We start from the raw sequence: 17,795 nt of genomic DNA, 5'->3' as shown, positions 1-17,795 counted from the left end.
ATAGAAAGCACGCAAGTTAATGATATTTCAAACACAAATCATCTTCCAAATTTACCACATAACCACGGATTTATCAACACAAAGCGGGCCTCCCAGTATGTTGGAAGGCCCGCTTTCATTGAAAATTAATGGTTATTTTATCCAGACGCGCCGGGTTGCTTCGTAGCCGTCGGCCTTAATCCGGATGATGTAGTTGCCCGTCGAGAGTGCCGACAGGTTGATGGCCACCTGGTTATTAAAAACCGGCACTTGTTTAGTGTATACGACCTGACCACTTAAGGTTGAGACGGTTACCTTCGTATTGGTCAGGTTTTCCCGGATCTCCAGACGGACCACCCCATCCGCCGACGGATTAGGAAAGGCGATCAGGCCATTGCCCGCATTTTCATTCGTGATGTATCCGACTTCCTTCGAATAGGGCGAGTAACAGACGATTGCATTGCTGCCGATGGTAAAAGTTGTTTTCGAGCGGGCGGCATACTGCCCGGTTTGCGTTATCTTGATGACGTCGGAATTACCGCCCAAGACCTTTCCGGCCGATAGCCAGTCGTACTCCCGTTTGGCGATGGGAGCATCGGCGGGTGGGATGGCCTGGAGCGAGAAAGGCCCCCGCTGCTCGATGGTCGGCGCGGTCTGTTTGGGTCGGATGAGCAAGGTAGCCGGTGCCGAGGCTCCCGACGTACAGCCATAGAGATTGACGGCTCGCGCCGTGTAGGTTCCGGCCGTTCCGACGGTCAGTTGGCGACCCGTGGTGTTATTGCTCCAGATGATGTTGTTGGCAACCGGGCTATCGGTGGTAAACGTGAATGTGGAATCCGCACAGGCTTGTTGTTGCCCCGACTGCGTAATGGCCGGAGTCGCCGGGACCAGTGGAGCGGCTATTGTCACCTGGGGCGAGATAAAGGTCGTTCCGCCCTCGTCTTTGGCAATGGCGTAATACGTTCCGGGCGTCGTGACGGTCAGCGTACTGCCTTTCTGGCCGTTGCTCCAGGTCACGTTGGTGAGCGGAAAAACCGTATTGTCACGATCGCGTACTTCCGATTGTAAACTCAGTGTAATGCTTTGGTTGTTTGCGGCACAGGCGACGGTCAAAGCGGGTGTCGGCAGCGGCATCAGCGGAATTGTTCCGGTCAGAAACCGCCCGTCCATGCTCGCAAACCAGGCTTCGGCATACTGGCGCAATCCATCGCCCCCAAAATGTGTTCCGCCATCGCCATTGACCTGATCATAGCGGGGAATCTGGATGCGATCGGTTTCCGGCCCTGCAAACACGTTGTTGTTGAATGTGCCGATCACCTGATTCTGAGCCGTAATAATTCCCTGATCGAAGCGGCCCAGGTTGTACGACGAGCGGGCGAGCATCCAGGACGGATAGCGCCGGGTGTCGGCCCGGGTTTTGTTGATCAGCAACTGCATCGAATTGCGGTACTGCTCCTGCGAAATCCGCAGGTGGTTGTCGGTTTCTCCCTGCTGCCACAAAACCGCCCGAAGGCCCAGCAGTGAAGTAAAATACCGCAATGAAACCAGCAGATTGCCATACGGCATCCCAGCCGGCAGGTTTCGATCGACGAAAACATTTTTCGTCGTTTTTCCGTCGAAACTCTCAATCCAGTTATGGATGGCTGTTCCCTCCCAAGCGGTATTGATGAACAAAACCGGAATATTGTACTGCTTGGCGATCAGATCCCCTAGAATCCCCCAGCACCAGGCGCTTTGCCCCCGCGGGCCAACCAGCGCATCGGCTCCGAGTTGCCGAAAACCGAGCGCAGGCGGATTTTCGAGCGAGTTAGCCGCCGTATTGTCGTACGTAATGCAATTGACCCGGTCGTCGGTAGCACCTTCGGCCCCCCGTTGTTGAAAACCCTGGGCATTGGATTGTCCCGTAATGATAAATACCTCACCGATACCGACCCGTTGGACATTATCCTGCCCAACGAGCGTCGTGCCCTGCCAGGCCCGAACTTCCAGCCGATACCAACCACCCCGGCCGCGAACCGGTCCCTGGAAGACGCCCCCTTTCGGGTCGGTCTGGATGGTTTGCCAATCGGTATCGATACCCTGCCCTTCGTTCATTTTGATCAGCCGGGCTTCGACTTTTGTAATAGGTTGTGTATAATTTCCGGCAATATAGATTGTGCTGTTATCACTCGCGTCACGCTGAAAAACCGCCCGCGTGACGGGATACGTTATTTTCAATTGAGCGACGGAGGGGTACCCAAAAAGAAGCATTCCCGCCATGCCAAGCATCCGGGTCAGTACAGTAAATTTCATTCGTCAACAAGTAATCGTTCTCGGTTCAATCTCTCTCGGTTTTGCTCCCTGGCTCTTGTGCAATTCGCGGATCAATTGAAGTCCTCCAATTGGCTCCAGACTCGGAATTAACTAACAAAGATTTGTTTTTTTTTTCGGAAAAAAAAACGGTTCCGCCAGACCCATCCGACGGAACCGTTCCCGGTAATGAATTGCTTACAGGCCCAGAATCAGGCGCTTTGATACATTGAATGTCGATGATCGCACGGTAATCACGTAATGCCCCGCCGGAACCATTGAAAGGTTCCAGAATTTTCGTTCATTGAAGGTCGTCAGCGTCGTTTTCCACAAGACCTGCCCGCTTAAGGTGGATAAAGTAACGGTTGCATCCCGGATGTCTTCCAGTGTCTCGATCGTGATTTCCTTATCCGGACTGGGGTTGGGATACACACTCAGGCCGTCGTTGTCGATGATCAACGTGAAGGCAATGGGGGCCGAGAAGTCGGAGGCACACACGAGGCCATTGTCGTAGGCCAGATACGCCCGAGCCCGGTAGGCACCGGTTTGGTTCGCCTTTATGATGGCAGTGCGCGGCTCCACCACTGCATTGTCACGCTGCCACTGGTAGTAATCACCCTGCCGGGTTCCGGAGGCTTCCAGTGTGTACGTACCAATCTGCTGCACCACCGGCACAGTAGGCACCGGTTTTACATCGACCACCAAACCCAGCGAGGGCGGTGAGAAACAGCCGTTGGCATCCCGAACACGAGCCGTGTAGGTATTCGACCGCGTAGCGACAATGCTCTGCGTCGAATCGCCCACATTCCAGAAGGCTTTCAGCGAGCCGCTGGCGGTGAGGGTGACCTGGTTTCCATCGCAAAAAGTAGTGGGGCCGCTGGCGGTGAGCGTTGGCGGGGCCGGAAGCGGATTGACCTTAATTGACACGGTATTGGAAGGATCTGACAAGCAGCCGTAGATGTTCCGTGTTCTGACCAGGTAGTTCCCGGCCTGATTCACCGTCACGCTACGGCCGGTCTGGCCGCTGGCCCCACCTTCCCAGACATAACTGGTTTCAGCCGTCGAAGTCAGCGTTACATTCTGATCGGCGCAAAATGTGGTAGGTCCCCCCGCTGTTACCGTTGGCCGGGCCGGGAGGGGATCGACGATAATGGCAATCTGATTCGATTCGCGGGATGTACAGCCATTCTGGTCGGTAACCGTCAGTGAATAGTTACCTCCTCTCCGCACTTCAATCTGTTTTGTTTTTTCACCCGTACTCCAGTTATAGACCAGAGCATCCGTCGATTCGAGCGTGGTCGATAAGCGGTCACAGAAGCGCGCCTGGCCCAAGTTCCGAACGGTTGGAGGAGCTGGCAACGGGTTCACTCTTACCGCAATTTCGTCCGAGGTAAATTCGCAGTTGCCTACATCCCGATAAACCCCCCGGTAGTTTCCGGCCGCCGAAACCGTCACAGTACGACCCGTAGCGTTATTACTCCAAAAAGTGTTATCGTAGCTGGAGGTTAGCGTCAGGTTTCCGCCCTCGCAGAATGTAGTGGGGCCGTTGGCCGTAATTGTAGGGCGGTTGGGAACCTGATAGGGTGCACTAAACCGGGTATTTCCTAAACCATCTTTCACGGTGGCCATATACTGGCCACCGCCGACGGTAATGCTCTGTCCATTTCCACCGGAATTCCAGTTGATGGAGTTAAAACCGCCATCGACTTTCAGAGACAAGGTATTGTTGCCCGCGCAGGAGACCGTAATGGTAGCGCCAGCCGTGGGCGATTGTGGGCTAGAATTCTGAAAGAAATTCTCGTTGAGACTGGCATTCCAGGCTTCGGCAAGTTCAATCAGGCCGTTATCGGAGAAGTGGAAATTATCAATACGCGGTATCTGGATGTTATCGGTATTTGGGCCAGGAAAAGCGTTTCCGGCATCTTGTATTGCCTTATTCTGGCCCGCCAGAATAGCTGCGTCGCTTCCGGCAGGGTGAAAATAGGAGGCCCGACTGATAACCCACGAAATATCTTTCCCGCTATGTTCACGGCTCCGTTGAATGACCTTCGTCAGATTAGCCGCGTACTCATCGGCAGTCCGATTAAACTGGTTATCGGCTTCACCCTGGTGCCATAAAACGGCCCGGAGCCCCAATGCCTGAACGTAATAATTCAGCACGGTCCGGAGGTTACCATAGGGTTGCCCTACCGGATACTTTACGGAATTGGTGAATTCTTCTGTCGTTTGAATACCGTCTGCACTTTCACGCCAGTTCTTGGACGACGAGCCCTGCCAGGCCGCGTTGAAAAACAGGACCGGCACCCCTAAGCGTTCGACCAGCCGATCGCCCAACCGGCCCCAGCACCAGGCGGAGTACCCCCGCGGGAAAATACGGTTTCCCGCATCCAGATGCGAAAATTCGGGGAAATTCGGATCGAACGGGGAGTCGTATTCGCTTGTGCCCAAATTGACACAGTTTACCCGGTCACTTCCCGCACCTGGTGCGCCAAAATTATCAAAGCCCTGGGCGTTGGATTGGCCGGCGATAGCAAACACTTCGCCCACCCCAATGCGCTCAACCCCCCCCCCTTCAACGTATTGTTCTCCCTGCAAGCCTCGTATCTTCAGCCGATACCAGCCCCCTTTCACGGTGATTGATCCGGCAAACGCTCCGCCTTTCGGGTTTTCCTGAATGGTCGTCCAGTCCACGAGCGTTCCGCCATCCATCGGTTCTACCCGAACCTGGATTCGGGAGAAAGGGAGGGAATAATACCCTCCGATCCATAAGCTGGCTTCGTTCCCGTTATTTCGTTGAAACACCATTCTCGACTTGGGAAAGGTGATCTGGAACTGCGCCAGAGCCAGTGCGGGAAGGAGAACCAAGAAAAAGCTTACAAACGTTGTAAAATGTCGGGTCATCTTCATAGTTGAGCGTCCCATTTTCTCCCATGGTCGCTTGTGGATTGGTTATACGTCGTCTTCAGGTTTTGTCAACGCCTGCCATAGTAAGTCTTTCAGCTCGGTGAGTCCCTGCTGCTGAACGGCTGAAATAAAGACGGTCGGCACCTGGGCCGGTAAACGTTTCCGGAGCTGGGCATCTTCTTCTTCGGAAATTAAATCCATTTTGGAGATAGCCAGCAAGCACTGTTTGTCAAGGAGTTCCGGGTTGTACAGCCGCAGCTCATTCAACAGCGTTTCATATTCCGCCCCACAATCTTCACTGGTGGCGGGAACTACAAACAACAGTATCGAATTACGCTCGATATGCCGCAGAAAACGAAGTCCTAAGCCCTTTCCCTGCGAAGCTCCTTCAATTATGCCGGGAATATCAGCCATGACGAATGACTTATAATCCCGATAAGCAACGACCCCTAACTGGGGGACAAGGGTTGTAAAGGGGTAGTCGGCAATTTCGGGCTTAGCCGCCGAGACAACGGATAGCAGGGTCGACTTTCCGGCATTCGGAAACCCCACCAGCCCAACGTCGGCCAGCAATTTCAACTCCAGAATGACCCACGCTTCCTGGCCCGGTTCACCGGGTTGTGCATAATCCGGCGTCTGCCGGGTCGACGATTTAAAGTGGTCGTTGCCTAAACCGCCCCGACCGCCGTGGAGCAGAATGATCTGCTGACCATCTTCCGTAATTTCGGCCAGTTGCTCACCGGTTTCTGCGTGCCGGGCCACGGTACCGAGCGGAACTTCAATGATGACATCGTCTCCCTCCGCACCGGTCCGACGTCCTCCCTCCCCGGCTTTCCCCGGTTTTGCTTTAATATGTTTCTGGTATTTGAGGTGTAACAATGTCCATAATTGCGAGCTTCCTTTCAGGATAATGTGACCTCCACGTCCGCCATCTCCACCGTCGGGACCGCCCTTGTCAACGTGTTTTTCCCGCCGAAAGTGCATAGAACCAGCGCCACCTGCACCCGAACGAACATTTATTTTTACGTAATCTATAAAATTTGATGAAGCCATGCTATTGTTTGAACCCCATTTCAGGGATTGTTCTACCGAACGTGCTTAGGCAGCTTCAATTTGCTCACAGATGGATTTAAATATTTCTTCAATTTCACCTATGCCATTGATTGCCTTGTATTTGTCCTGCGATTCGTAATAGCCTGCCACAGGAGCGGTTTTGTTGTTGTACTCCTGCACCCGACGCCGAATCAATTCTTCATTCTGATCATCAGGGCGACCCGATGATTGCCCCCGGATCAACAATCGTTTGGTCAGTTCTTCTTCGTCAACCACGAGCGCCACCATGACGGTGATGGCCGTGTTGTATTGGGCCAGTAACAGATCGAGGGCTTCGGCCTGCGGAACAGTTCTCGGAAAACCGTCAAAAATGAAGCCAGCCGCCGATTGATGTTCCTTCAATTTATTCTCAATCATGCCAATGACCACCTCGTCGGGTACCAGTATTCCTTGATCCATCAGCATCTTAGCTCGTAAACCAAGTTCGGTTCCTTCGCGGATTTCCGAACGAAGCAAATCGCCGGTTGACAGATGGACTAAGCGGTAATGTGCAATTAACTTTTCACTTTGTGTGCCTTTCCCGGCACCCGGCGGGCCAAATAGTACAAGATTGAGCATATTTATTGCAATATAAACGCAGGTTTGCGGACAAAAATACAATTCTTGTCAGGAAATTAGCATTTTCATCCGCAAGTATTTATCAATAGGCGGTATTCAAATAAAAAAAGGACTCCTCAAAGGAGTCCTTTTCTACTAAAAAGCTTGCTTATTGGTTACTTGGTTGCTTTTCCAGCCGTTTTTTTCGGGGCAGCCGGTTTAGCAGCAGGCTTGGTCGCGGCCGGTTGCTGAGGCTGCGGATTCAGCGCATTTTGAACGTCTTTGTCGTTCGGGTCCAGTTCAGCGGCTTTCGACAGATACTCGCGCGATTTAGTCGCATCATTCTTGTTAGCGTAGTATGATGAGAGGAATTTATAGGCCGTCATCATATACCGCTTATTAGCTTCTTTCTTAGCTGCATCGGCTGCGATTTCTTTGTCAGCCACCTCCAGGTACTTTTCGTACAGGGGAACGGGTTCGCCCGTCGACATAGCCCCTTTTGTATCGCTGAAGTAGTTAGCCGAAGCACGGAAATAATAGCCCGGCGACCATTCCGGCGTAATCTGATTTACCTTTAGAAAAGCAGAATCTGCTGAGGCATAATATTTTTCCTTCGCCTGACGAATCGCAGCAGTATCACCACCCATCATCAGTGTGCTATCACGACCAATTCGGCTGGCTTGCAGGTAATTTGACATTCCCAACTGGAAATAATCATTGGTAGTTGCTTTAGCCGTGTCTACAGCAATGGCCTTTTGCCAGGCACCGATGGCCTGATCATACTTTTTAGCCCCGTACAAGGTCTTACCGATTTCACGATACAGGTTTTCCGTTGAGTCAAGCGGAGCAGCTTTCTCCAGGTTAGTTACGCCTAAAGAGTCTCCTTCCGGTGTTCCTTTCTGCAGGTAAGCGCGCCCTAGATATTTATAATCATCGGCGATAACTTTTTCAGGGGCTTTTTGAATAAACTGAGTCAATGCATCAATCGATTCATCAACCTTTCCTGAACCAGAATAAGCCCAACCATACATGCGCAGAAGAATTGGATTGTCACTCTTTCCTTTCAGCTTGTCCAGTTTTTCAATGGCCTTTGCATAATCCTCCGCCAGGAACGTGAACTGAGCAGAACGCAACAGATCATCAACGTTCGTCGTCTGACTTTTTTCTATGTAAAGATCCATGTTTTTGGCCGCATTCTTGTAAGCTCTTGAACCAAAAAAGGCTTCGGCCAAATCCTGGTACGTCGGGGCAAATTCCGGGTCAGCCGCAATGGCTTCTTCGTAAAACTTCTGTGCCTGCTGGTAGTTTTTCGCCCGCAGGAACGTGTTCCCAATTTTATACTTTGCTTCCGCGTCGTTCGGACGAATGGCCAGCGCGTTCTCGTACTTGGTTACGGCGTTACCACCGTCGTTTTTCAGCGTATACGCATCGCCGAGAGCCATTTCGATGTCGGCATTCTCGTTTTTCTTATCCCGCTCATCGGCAATGGTCAGAATACGAAGCGCTTCGGCCGGGTCGTTCAGCCCTTGTTCGGGTTTCCGGAACAGGGTGTACATTTCGCCGGCGCGCAGTAAGACATTGATGTCTTTATTTTTGGTTTCTTTCAGAGCGCCATCGATTAAGCTTTTCGCCGTAGCGCCGTCTTTTTTTGCAAGTGCTACGCCCGCCAAACCAACATTGTTCAACTGGTTTTTCGGATCAGCCGCCACCCCTTTGTCAAAGGCTTGCTTGGCCGCATCCGGATTACCGGCTTTCAACTGGGCTAAGCCCAGATAGAAATAGTTTTCGGCAGAAGGGGCGCTGGTTGCCAAACCCTGAAAGGTTTGAATAGCCTTGGTGATACGACCGGCCTCCAGATCCTTCACTCCCGATTGTGCATCCTGGGCAACCGCTTGCAATGAGCCGAACAAACCGGCGGCTACCACTGTCAACAGGGCTTTCTTTTGAAAATTCATGCCAAGTTTCAGGTTGAGAAATGGGTGAAAAAATGGTTATTATCTAATAAAAACAAAATGCGAAATTACAAAGTTGCCTTAAAAAGCAGAAATATTTTCAATGTTTTTCTAAATACACCTCCCGAATATACGGTTTTGCGGGCCAAAGGCCACTTTTTTCGATCAACAAGCCTCCGACGTCCCGGATGATGTAGTTAATTAAACCGCTCCCTAAACCTGCATGGGCTTCACGACTAATTACGTAAACGTTCCGACGGAGCGGATAAGTCTTTAAACCCAGGTTCTTTTGAAACGGTTGAAAGTAATCTTCGATCGAAGCCGGGTTTGCTTTCTCTGAAACACCCAAAACCCGCAGGTTTTTCGACAGCTCCGCAGCCAGTGGGGAATCGCCATCGCTAATCCAGTTTACGCCGATAAATCCCAAAGCCGTTGGATTCTTACGAACATATTCAATCACCTCTTTGTTTGACTTCGCGGTAAAAATTTTAATCCGGCTAATATCTTTCACCTTGAATTGATTCAACACGAAGTTCAGGTTGCTGGAATTGCTGTTGTCAAAAACAAGAACAATCGGTCCGGTTTGTGTTCCCCGCTTCAATTGCTCCCAGCGGGTAATCTGCCCCTGAAAAATGGCATCCAGCTCCGGCATCGTAATCAGGCTATCGGGATTCTGCCGCCCTACAATCAACGCAATGCCGTCAATTGCGATAAAAATGGATTTGTACTTGATTTTTTCCTTTGCAAAAACCGCCTTTTCGCGCTCACTCAGTTCCCGGGTTGAAAAAACCAGCCGCGCACTATCCCGCAGCATCGTAGCAATCGCTTCCTCCTCCGGTTTGAAGGTGACGTTGAATTTTGCATTCGGATAAACACCCTCGTATGCCTTATAAATTGACTCGACCATCGGCTCAAGCGATTCATCAGCCGTAACACCAATTTGCCCGTGGGTCGGGTTGTCAGGCGGAGGACTTGAACAGGCCACCAGGCTCAGCAAGCTGAACCCCATCCAGACTTTCAACAGCGTATTCATACTCAAAACAATCGTTGTACTCCCCGATAGGCCCGAAAAGCGCCGTAAATCAGCAGTAAGCCAGCTAATAAATACCGAAAGGTGCCCCTAGGTAACAGTCCAAAAGACTGAGAGGAGGCAATCAGATAGATGCCCCCTCCCATGTATAACAATCCCATCAGCACGTTCAGATAAAGGCTGATCAGATCACCCGATGGTTTTTGTCTCATTCGTACGCTTACTCCAATTGGAAGTTGATCGGCAGGTTGTACTTCACCCGTACCGGACGGCCCGACTGTTTACCCGGGCGCCATTTCGGCATGGCTTTTACAACGCGCATGGCTTCTTCATCCGTCCCGAAACCGAGCCCTTTCAGTACCGTTACATCTTGAATACTACCATCCGTATTCACAACGAAGCTTACGAATACCCGGCCTGAGACGTTAGCCCGTGAGGCAGCGGGCGGGTAGCGAATGTTCTTGCTTAGGAATTGACCCAGTGCAGCCATCCCGCCCGGGAATTCCGGGTTTTGTTCAACTACCGTAAAAATTTGTTCTTCTTTCGGAGCCGCTTCTACAGCCGCTTCCACTTTCGTCGGTCCGGCAGTTTCTTCGGGAGCCACAATTACCTCTTCGGCGTTGGGGTCACCTTCCTGCGTTTTTTCAGCCGCAACGGCTTCCTTCAGTTCTTCCACCGTTGGCGGGGGAGTTTCTTCGGGTACTTCCTCATCCGGTTTTACTTCCGGCGGAAGGAACTTCACCGTGTTCACCTTCGGAAGTTCAACCGGCGGTGGTGGTGGCGGTGGAGGTTCGTTGGGATCAATCGGCGGAGGTGGTAACTTCATCAGGTCCACTTCAACCATCGCCTGTTCCTGCTCTTCGGGCTTCAGAACCGAAATGATTGTCGGGGTTGCCATTGCCAAGAGGAACAGGGCTGATCCAATGATCAGCGACCGGTAGATCGTCTTGGAATAGTTTTTCCGTAATGCATACGCACCATACGCCTTGTTACGATCGGCAAACACTATATCATCCAGTGTTCCCGTATTAGTCGTTACTTCTGCCATGGCGATTACTTCATTGAATTGGCTGTTGGCCGTTCATTACTTCATTTTGTCAGCAATAAGCTTCTCCTCGTCTGGAGTCAACTGGTCTACCAACGCATACCGTTTGGTTTTGGTGATGGCCATTTCATCCAGCATATCCACCAGGTTTTTGTAGGTGGATTCTTTGGTTGGCTTAATGACCACTACAAAATCCTTTTCCCCGATTTTGCGCTTGTTTTCCTGCAAAGCATCCCGGATTTCCGGACCATACTGAACCGTCTTTAACTCCGGATCTTCGTTGGCGGCTTTTCCAAAGATGTAGTGAATCTGGTTTTCCTTTCCCAGAAAAATGGTCATTACCTTCGAAGCCTTGATGGGCTCCGTTTCAACTTTTTCGGTCTTGTCAGGCACGTTCAGTGTCATCGAAGACGGTTTGCTTAAGGTGGAGGCAAGAATGAAGAAAGTGATGAGAAGGAAGCCAAGGTCCACCATCGGGGTCATATCGACCCGGGTAGACGCTTTCTTACTGCGGACCTTCCCACCTTTATGCTTACCACCACCCCCACCGGTGTCGATATCTGCCATTTTTTACGAATTTAAGGCGATGAATCGCGTGAGTTTGTGGTTAAAATTAATTAATCGTTGGTCCAACCGGCAGGTGGCGCTTCGGTACCTGTAATCAGGTTGAATTTGTTGATGTTCTGCGATTGCAGCGAGCTCAACACATTCTTGAAGTTCGGGAACTTCGCCAGGTTATCACCTTTTACAGCAATCCGCAGTTTGTTATTTGCCTTCCGGGCATTGAAAACCCACTGCGACAACTGGTTGGTTTGCAGGTTTGCCGTGGAGTCGACCGGAATACCGGGCTGTTTGATCTGAGCCTGTTGATCGGGCTTCAGAGACAGATAGGATTTCAACTGACCAATCGGCAAACCAAAGTTAGGTAACAACGAAAACGCTTTCTTTTCCCGATCAGAGAATGAAATACCATAGGTTTCTCCGATATTTTCGAGCATGGCAACCCGGTTCGGTTGGCCATCGATACCGAAGAACACCTTTCCCTCTTTATCCAGGCTGATGGTCATGATATCGGTATCGGGCACCTTGATGGCAGAGATCGAGGTCGGCGGGTTAATTTCAGCAGCCTCCTGTACCCGAATCTGCGCCGTCAAAATAAAGAACGTCAGCAGGAGGAAGGCCACATCGCACATCGCCGTCATGTCCATGTGGGGCCGCGACCGCTTAGGCTTAACGATAGGCATAGTTTAATTCTTTTTAAGTATAAAAACGTTCCCAACCACCAATTAATTGTGGGCGGCAAAGTTTTGCTGAATGCTCAGACCGATTTCATCGATGTTGTAGGTCAACTCATCAATCCGGCTGGTGAAGTAGCTATACATGATCGTTGCGATAGCCGCCGTACCGATACCCAGAGCGGTGTTTACAAGAGCCTCCGAGATACCCGTTGATAGAGCGGCCGTATCTGGCTGACCCGTCGAACCCAATTCGCTAAAGGCGCGAATCATACCCAATACCGTACCCAGCAGGGCAACCAGCGTTGATACGGAAGCCAGTGTTGCAATAATGGTCAGGTTTTTCTCCAACATCGGCAATTCGAGCGTCGTAGCTTCTTCTACTTCTTTTTGAAGCGCAATCAGCTTCTGTTCTTTCGTCAGTTCGGCGTCGGTTCTCAGTTGTTGATATTTTACGAGGGCGGTTTTCACTACGTTCCCTACAGAACCTTTCTGACGATCACATTCTTTGATAGCAGCTTCTACTTCATTACGGTCGAGCATCCCTTTTACTTTCCGAACAAACTCGTCGATTGAACCGGAGCCATTGGCGCGGCCGATCGTAATAAAACGCTCAATTGAGAAGACCAGCACAATCAAGAAACAGGTAAACAAAAGCGGTACGATTGGCCCACCTTTGTATACAATCCCGAAGTAATCACCGTCGATCGGAAGGTTTTCGTTATTTCCACCTTGAAAGTGACTTGGATCACCAAATACGAACAAATACGTACAGATGGCGATGGCAAACAAAATGGGAATGACAAACACCGGATTCAGACCGCCCGACTTTTTCTTGGGAGCTGCTGCTTTAGCTGGTGCTGGAGTTGGAGATTGTGTTTTCATTAGACTAACTGTAGGGTTAAATTGAAACTGGTTTTTTGTGTAAAGAAAACGAAAATTTCAAATTGAAACGTTTTGGTAGAATAAAATTTCGGATGTCTTTTCCCGAAGCCTACTACAAAAGTATCAATTTTCTAGCTGAAATTATGCAAACGGCAAGGTCATTTTTTTGTTAATTTAAGAAATTATTCTCTGTTATTTATATTTTTCCAAGATTTTAAGCAAATATTAAATTTAAATTTTTTTACTAACTATTTCTTTTACACGCCATTATACAAAATAATATTTGTTGGGCACTTAAATAAAATTGTACCGTGCTTCAACTCCTCCTTAAGTATATTGACGGCCACCATTGTTCGTTAAGCAGTAAGACCCTGAATTTCTACTTATCGACTTACATCGAACTGTAAAACGATCATAAAACAATAACTATAAAAATCGTTGATTGTTGTATTTTTATAATAAAAAACATTCTTAAAAATCACAAATCCGATAACAAAATCAGCTCAACGTTCTACTCTCCGAATTTTTGACATTTCTTTCTGTCTGACTCCATGGGCTGACTAGGTACAAAAACGCCAGCCCTGAAAATGCCGCGATGAAACAAAAAGCCATCGGAAACTGCTCGGTTTGATTGTGATAAATTGAAGCCGATAAATAAGCGCCCAAGCCAATCCCGGCTTCCAACGCAATGTACATGGTCGCCAGCGCCCGGCCCCGGTTTCCGGCATGGCTGAGGTCGACCGTCCAGGCCTGGGCCGTTGGTGAATACATTCCGGTAGAAATGCCGAAAAGTACCCCTGCAAGCAGAAACATCAACGTTGAGGTGCTGAAGGCTAGTAATAGCAAAGCCCCGGTAATCAGCAATGAGGCTATCCGCAATACCGGCCGGCGACCGTACTGATCAGATACTTTGCCCGCCAAAAACCGGATCGCCAGCGAGGAAATCGTGAAAACCGTAAAGAATAGCCCTTTGTTACCGACGTTCAGCGCCTGGCTGAAGTCCGGTGCCAGGGTAATGATAGCTCCGAAGCTAAACGAATTAAGAAACGTAACCAGGGAGGGTGCCACTACCGCAGGCTCGAATACGTCACGGCGTGAAAGGCGCAGCAGGCTCCAGCGAAATGGCACGCGACCCATCAGAGTCTCCTTCATATTCAGCAAAATAATGATTGACAAAAGCGCCAGTGTTGAAGACGTATAAAACAGCAGGTTCAGTCTGAAAGCCGCTGTAAGCCAGCTTCCCAGCGCCGGTCCGAAGGCCATCCCGATGCTGCCGCTCAGTCCCAGCACGCCCATTGCCTCGCCCCGCCGTTCGTCGGGAACAATATCGGCCACGTAGGCTGAGGTTCCGGTCGGTTTAAAACCGGTCGAAAAACCGTGAACCAGCCTGAGCAACAGCAGGGCGGCAATTCCGTTGAACCAGGCCAGCCCTACCACCGGATACAGAAAACCGCACACAAAACAAACCAGCGACCCGAACGCCATCACCGGCACCCGACCAATGGTGTCGGTCAGACGACCGCTAAATGGCCTTGACAAACCCGCCGTCAACGTAAATAAGCTGATAATATAGCCCTTGTATTCCGCTCCGCCCAGGCTGGTCAGGTAAGCAGGCAACTCCGGAATCAGCATATTGAAACTGGCAAAGAAGAGAAATGAACTCAGGCAGAGTAAGAAAAAAGCCGTTGTGTAGATGGTACGCGGTTGTTCCATCTGCGAAAATAAATCAAAAAAAAGCTACCTCCGAGTCGGAAGTAGCTTTCCTGCGCTTTCTTAACCTAAACTAATCCTACAGAATTTTTCAGTTCATGGAGATCATGCGAACGGGCTCCTGCTTTGGTGTGGTTACGTTAACCAGCTTTTTGACACTTCCTTCGGAGGATACAAACTCCAGTTGGTATTGACCGTCGGATAGATCACTGACATCCAGTTTGGCAGCAAACTTGCTTTCGTTTTTGCCCAGTGTCCGGGTATAAAGTACATCGTTGTTCTTGTTGCGCAACAGAATGGTCACGGGCGAAGCGGATGATTTTTCAACGGCCACCCAGATTTTGTTCTGGCTTGTAACAAACGTGCTGGTTTCGAACGAACGGGCTTTGGGATTGTTCGGGGTGGCCGTTGCAGTGTTTGCGCTCAGCAGCGCAGCGATGATCAGGGTACCAAATAATGCTTTCATGACTTGTTCGTATTTGTTGTTGTTTGAATTACTGTTGTTGTTACTGTTCTGATTACTCTATGCCAATTGCCATGCCAGCAAATTAAGTATCTGATAATCAGTGTAAATATTTTTATAGTTTTTGAAAAGTGTACGATGCCGGACATTTTTTGTCCGTATGCGAACAACCTGGACACCCGGTTTTTTCTTTTTACCCGGCGACCTTGCGGTTTCCGAAATTCAGGTGTGGGGAAACCGGTAGAAATTTTCGTATTTTGCCTTTGCTAGTTTCAATCCTAAATCTTTACTGGTTCTTACAACTATGATGAAACGGGTTTTCTTCTCAACCGTTGTGGCGGCATTGCTGCTTGGTTCGGCAAAAGTGTCATTTGGACAACAAATCTCGCGCGAAGAACTTATCTTCCTGACCCCTGAATGGAAAGGCGAGCGCTTCCCCGATGGGCGTCCCAAAGTGCCGGATGCCATTCTGAAACGCATGCGGCTGGTGACCCATGAGGAAGCGTGGGCCACGATGAAAGGTGACAATTACAAATACCAGTACGCCGAAGGCTGGCAAACCATCAACCCCGACAGCGTGCTGGTGGGCCGCGCGCTCACCGCCACGTTCATGCCCGGCCGCCCGGATGTTCACCGGGTGACCGACAAAAAAGGCCACGAAAAAGATGGTCGTGTGAAATCGCAAAACGCCTGGCCCATCGACATGCTGACGAAAGGCGATGTCTACGTAGTCGATCAGTTTGGAATGCACGAAGATGGCCCTACCATCGGCGACAACCTAGGCAACTCGATTTATGCCAAAACCGGTAACGGCATTGTTTACGAAGGTGCCGTCCGCGACATTGCCGGTTTGAAAGAGATCGGCGGTTTTACGTCCTTCTTTCGCAGCTACCACCCCTCCCACCACCTCAATAACCCCGACGGCGAGCTAAACACCACGCTGGTTGGCATCAACCGCCCGACGCGCATCGGTAAAGTGATGGTGATGCCCGGCGATGTGGTGCTGGGCCGCGACGGTGCCGTGACGTTTATTCCGCCCCATCTGGCCGAAAAAGTCGTCAAAACCTCCGAAATCGTGCGGCTACGCGATATGTTCGGCCATCAGCGGCTGCGCGAGCAGAAGTACACGCCCGGACAGATCGATAACCGCTGGTCAGCCGAAATCGAGAAGGATTTCTCCCAGTGGCTCAACGCGCACGTCAACGAACTGCCGGTTCCGAAAGAGCAAATCCAGGATTATCTGAAAACCCGCACGTGGTAAAAAAGCTATAACATAGGGTTTATCAGAGGACATCAGGGTTTATCAGAGAACTCCCTGATGTCCTCTGATAAACCCTGTGTAACAACACTTTAAAAAATCTAAACCTCATGACCTCCAGAAGATCTTTCCTGACCAAAAGCGCCCTCGCCAGTGCGATGGCTGCCAGCACCTTATCCACGTTCGGCAACGGCCTCGAAACCGCCGTTGAACGGACGCCACTATCTTCCGCCCCTTCGGACCTGAAAATTACGGATATCAAATGCGGTTACATCCGCAACGGCCACAGCCTGTTCGTCAAGATTCATACCAACCAGGGCATCTGGGGCTGCGGGGAAGCCGTCGACGCCACGCCCGGCACCTACCATCTGGTAAAAATGATGGCCCAGCGGATCAAAGGCAAAAGCCCGCTGAATGTCAACCGACTATTTGAAGACATTCGCAAATCCGGTTTTTTTGAAGGCGCGCAAGCCGGGATGTACATCGCCGTGCTGTCGGCCGTCGAAGCCGGTTTATGGGATTTGGTTGGCAAAGCCCTGGGGCTGCCGGTGTACCAGTTGTTGGGCGGGAAATACCGCGACCGCATCCGGGTGTACTGCGACACCGGCACCTACCGCGATACTGACAAAAGCACCGACAATTTTGCCAAAAGCGCCACCGATGCCGTCAAAATGGGTTTTAATGCGGTCAAATACGACATCGACGAAGCTGGTGATCCGGCCAAATACGACCGTTACAACTGGACGGCCAGCCCCGGCGAACTGGAACGAATGTACAACCAGATTGCCGCCGTCCGGAAAGCCGTCGGGCCGAAGATCGACATTTGCGTCGATATGCACGGCCGGTATGACATGACCACCGGCAAACGGGTCGCCAAAATGATGGAACCGCTCAACCTGATGTTCCTGGAAGAACCGATTCCGGCCGAGAACGTCGAAGCCTACAAAATCATTTCCGAATCGACCAGCACGCCTATTTGCGCGGGCGAAAACCATTATCTGGCCTATGGGTTCCGCCGGATGCTGGAAATCGGGGCCGTCGATATCATCATGCCGGATTTGCAGAAAGCGGGCGGTCTGGGCGAAGGGCAGCGCATTGCTAACCTCGCCAACCTATATTACGTGCCGTTTGCCCCTCACATGGTGGCCTCGTACCTGGGCGCGATGGCTTCCAGCCACGTCTGCGCGTCGGTGCCGAATTTCATGATTCTGGAATGGCAGATTTATTTCCACGAAGATCCAATGTTCAAGGAAATTGTGACCTTCGACGGACCGATGGTGAAAGACGGTTTTATTCCGCTGTCCGAAAAACCGGGTATCGGCGTCGAAATCAACGAGGAAGGCATGAAGAAGTATGCGCCGAAAGATGTCCCGTTCTTTGTGTAATCGATGAGAA

Annotated in this window: 15 protein-coding genes; 2 read left to right on the top strand and 13 right to left on the bottom strand. The window is 50.7% G+C overall.

Annotated elements, in window-relative coordinates; translation table 11 throughout:
* Window positions 1-132: 132 nt before the first annotated feature.
* The 13 genes from ACO2Q8_RS22125 to ACO2Q8_RS22065 all read right to left on the bottom strand — a co-directional run bounded on the left by ACO2Q8_RS22125 (window position 133) and on the right by ACO2Q8_RS22065 (window position 15,145).
* Window positions 133-2,271 carry a sialate O-acetylesterase gene (locus ACO2Q8_RS22125; protein WP_423347040.1) on the bottom strand — a complete coding sequence of 713 codons (2,139 nt, stop codon included), beginning with the start codon at window positions 2,269-2,271 and terminating at the stop codon, window positions 133-135.
* 195 nt (window positions 2,272-2,466) lie between these two features.
* Complete coding sequence (locus ACO2Q8_RS22120; protein WP_423347039.1) at window positions 2,467-5,133, bottom strand: sialate O-acetylesterase; 2,667 nt, start codon at window positions 5,131-5,133, stop codon at window positions 2,467-2,469.
* Between the two features lie 84 nt (window positions 5,134-5,217).
* On the bottom strand, window positions 5,218-6,225 hold the full coding sequence (gene obgE / locus ACO2Q8_RS22115) for a GTPase ObgE (RefSeq protein ID WP_423347038.1): 1,008 nt from the start codon (window positions 6,223-6,225) through the stop codon (window positions 5,218-5,220).
* A gap of 45 nt (window positions 6,226-6,270) precedes the next feature.
* Entirely contained in the window at window positions 6,271-6,843 is a 573-nt protein-coding gene (locus ACO2Q8_RS22110) for an adenylate kinase (protein WP_423347037.1), read from the bottom strand.
* Window positions 6,844-6,998: 155 nt separating this feature from the next.
* On the bottom strand, window positions 6,999-8,747 hold the full coding sequence (locus ACO2Q8_RS22105; RefSeq protein ID WP_423347036.1) for a tetratricopeptide repeat protein: 1,749 nt from the start codon (window positions 8,745-8,747) through the stop codon (window positions 6,999-7,001).
* Window positions 8,748-8,874: 127 nt separating this feature from the next.
* The gene (locus tag ACO2Q8_RS22100; RefSeq protein WP_423347035.1) at window positions 8,875-9,807 is read right to left on the bottom strand and encodes a PstS family phosphate ABC transporter substrate-binding protein; all 933 of its coding nucleotides are present in this window, start codon (window positions 9,805-9,807) and stop codon (window positions 8,875-8,877) included.
* Between the two features lie 2 nt (window positions 9,808-9,809).
* Window positions 9,810-10,016, bottom strand: coding sequence for a hypothetical protein (locus ACO2Q8_RS22095; protein ID WP_423347034.1), 207 nt, complete (start codon window positions 10,014-10,016; stop codon window positions 9,810-9,812).
* An 8-nt stretch (window positions 10,017-10,024) separates the two neighbouring features.
* The gene (locus tag ACO2Q8_RS22090) at window positions 10,025-10,852 is read right to left on the bottom strand and encodes an energy transducer TonB (RefSeq protein WP_423347033.1); all 828 of its coding nucleotides are present in this window, start codon (window positions 10,850-10,852) and stop codon (window positions 10,025-10,027) included.
* 36 nt (window positions 10,853-10,888) lie between these two features.
* On the bottom strand, window positions 10,889-11,416 hold the full coding sequence (locus tag ACO2Q8_RS22085; RefSeq protein ID WP_423347032.1) for an ExbD/TolR family protein: 528 nt from the start codon (window positions 11,414-11,416) through the stop codon (window positions 10,889-10,891).
* A 50-nt stretch (window positions 11,417-11,466) separates the two neighbouring features.
* A complete protein-coding gene (locus ACO2Q8_RS22080; protein WP_423347031.1) occupies window positions 11,467-12,093 on the bottom strand; it encodes an ExbD/TolR family protein in 627 nt (208 codons plus the stop codon).
* 42 nt (window positions 12,094-12,135) lie between these two features.
* Window positions 12,136-12,969 carry a MotA/TolQ/ExbB proton channel family protein gene (locus tag ACO2Q8_RS22075; RefSeq protein WP_423347030.1) on the bottom strand — a complete coding sequence of 278 codons (834 nt, stop codon included), beginning with the start codon at window positions 12,967-12,969 and terminating at the stop codon, window positions 12,136-12,138.
* A 498-nt stretch (window positions 12,970-13,467) separates the two neighbouring features.
* Window positions 13,468-14,682, bottom strand: coding sequence for an MFS transporter (locus tag ACO2Q8_RS22070; protein ID WP_423347029.1), 1,215 nt, complete (start codon window positions 14,680-14,682; stop codon window positions 13,468-13,470).
* A gap of 88 nt (window positions 14,683-14,770) precedes the next feature.
* Window positions 14,771-15,145, bottom strand: a complete 375-nt coding sequence (locus tag ACO2Q8_RS22065; protein WP_423347028.1) for a DUF3244 domain-containing protein — start codon at window positions 15,143-15,145, stop codon at window positions 14,771-14,773.
* 304 nt (window positions 15,146-15,449) lie between these two features.
* On the opposite strand from ACO2Q8_RS22065, the gene ACO2Q8_RS22060 reads away from it, so the two are divergent.
* Together ACO2Q8_RS22060 and ACO2Q8_RS22055 are read left to right on the top strand one after the other, a co-directional pair.
* Entirely contained in the window at window positions 15,450-16,403 is a 954-nt protein-coding gene (locus ACO2Q8_RS22060; RefSeq protein ID WP_423347124.1) for an RraA family protein, read from the top strand.
* A 107-nt stretch (window positions 16,404-16,510) separates the two neighbouring features.
* Window positions 16,511-17,785 (top strand): mandelate racemase/muconate lactonizing enzyme family protein, encoded by a 1,275-nt coding sequence (locus tag ACO2Q8_RS22055; RefSeq protein WP_423347027.1) that lies wholly within the window; start codon window positions 16,511-16,513, stop codon window positions 17,783-17,785.
* The last annotated feature ends 10 nt before the right edge of the window (window positions 17,786-17,795 follow it).

This window comes from Larkinella sp. VNQ87 (assembly GCF_049445795.1).
Taxonomy (GTDB): Bacteria; Bacteroidota; Bacteroidia; order Cytophagales; family Spirosomataceae; genus Larkinella.
The sequence above is the reverse complement of the archived record's forward strand: the minus strand, read 5'-3'. Positions and strand labels throughout refer to the sequence as shown.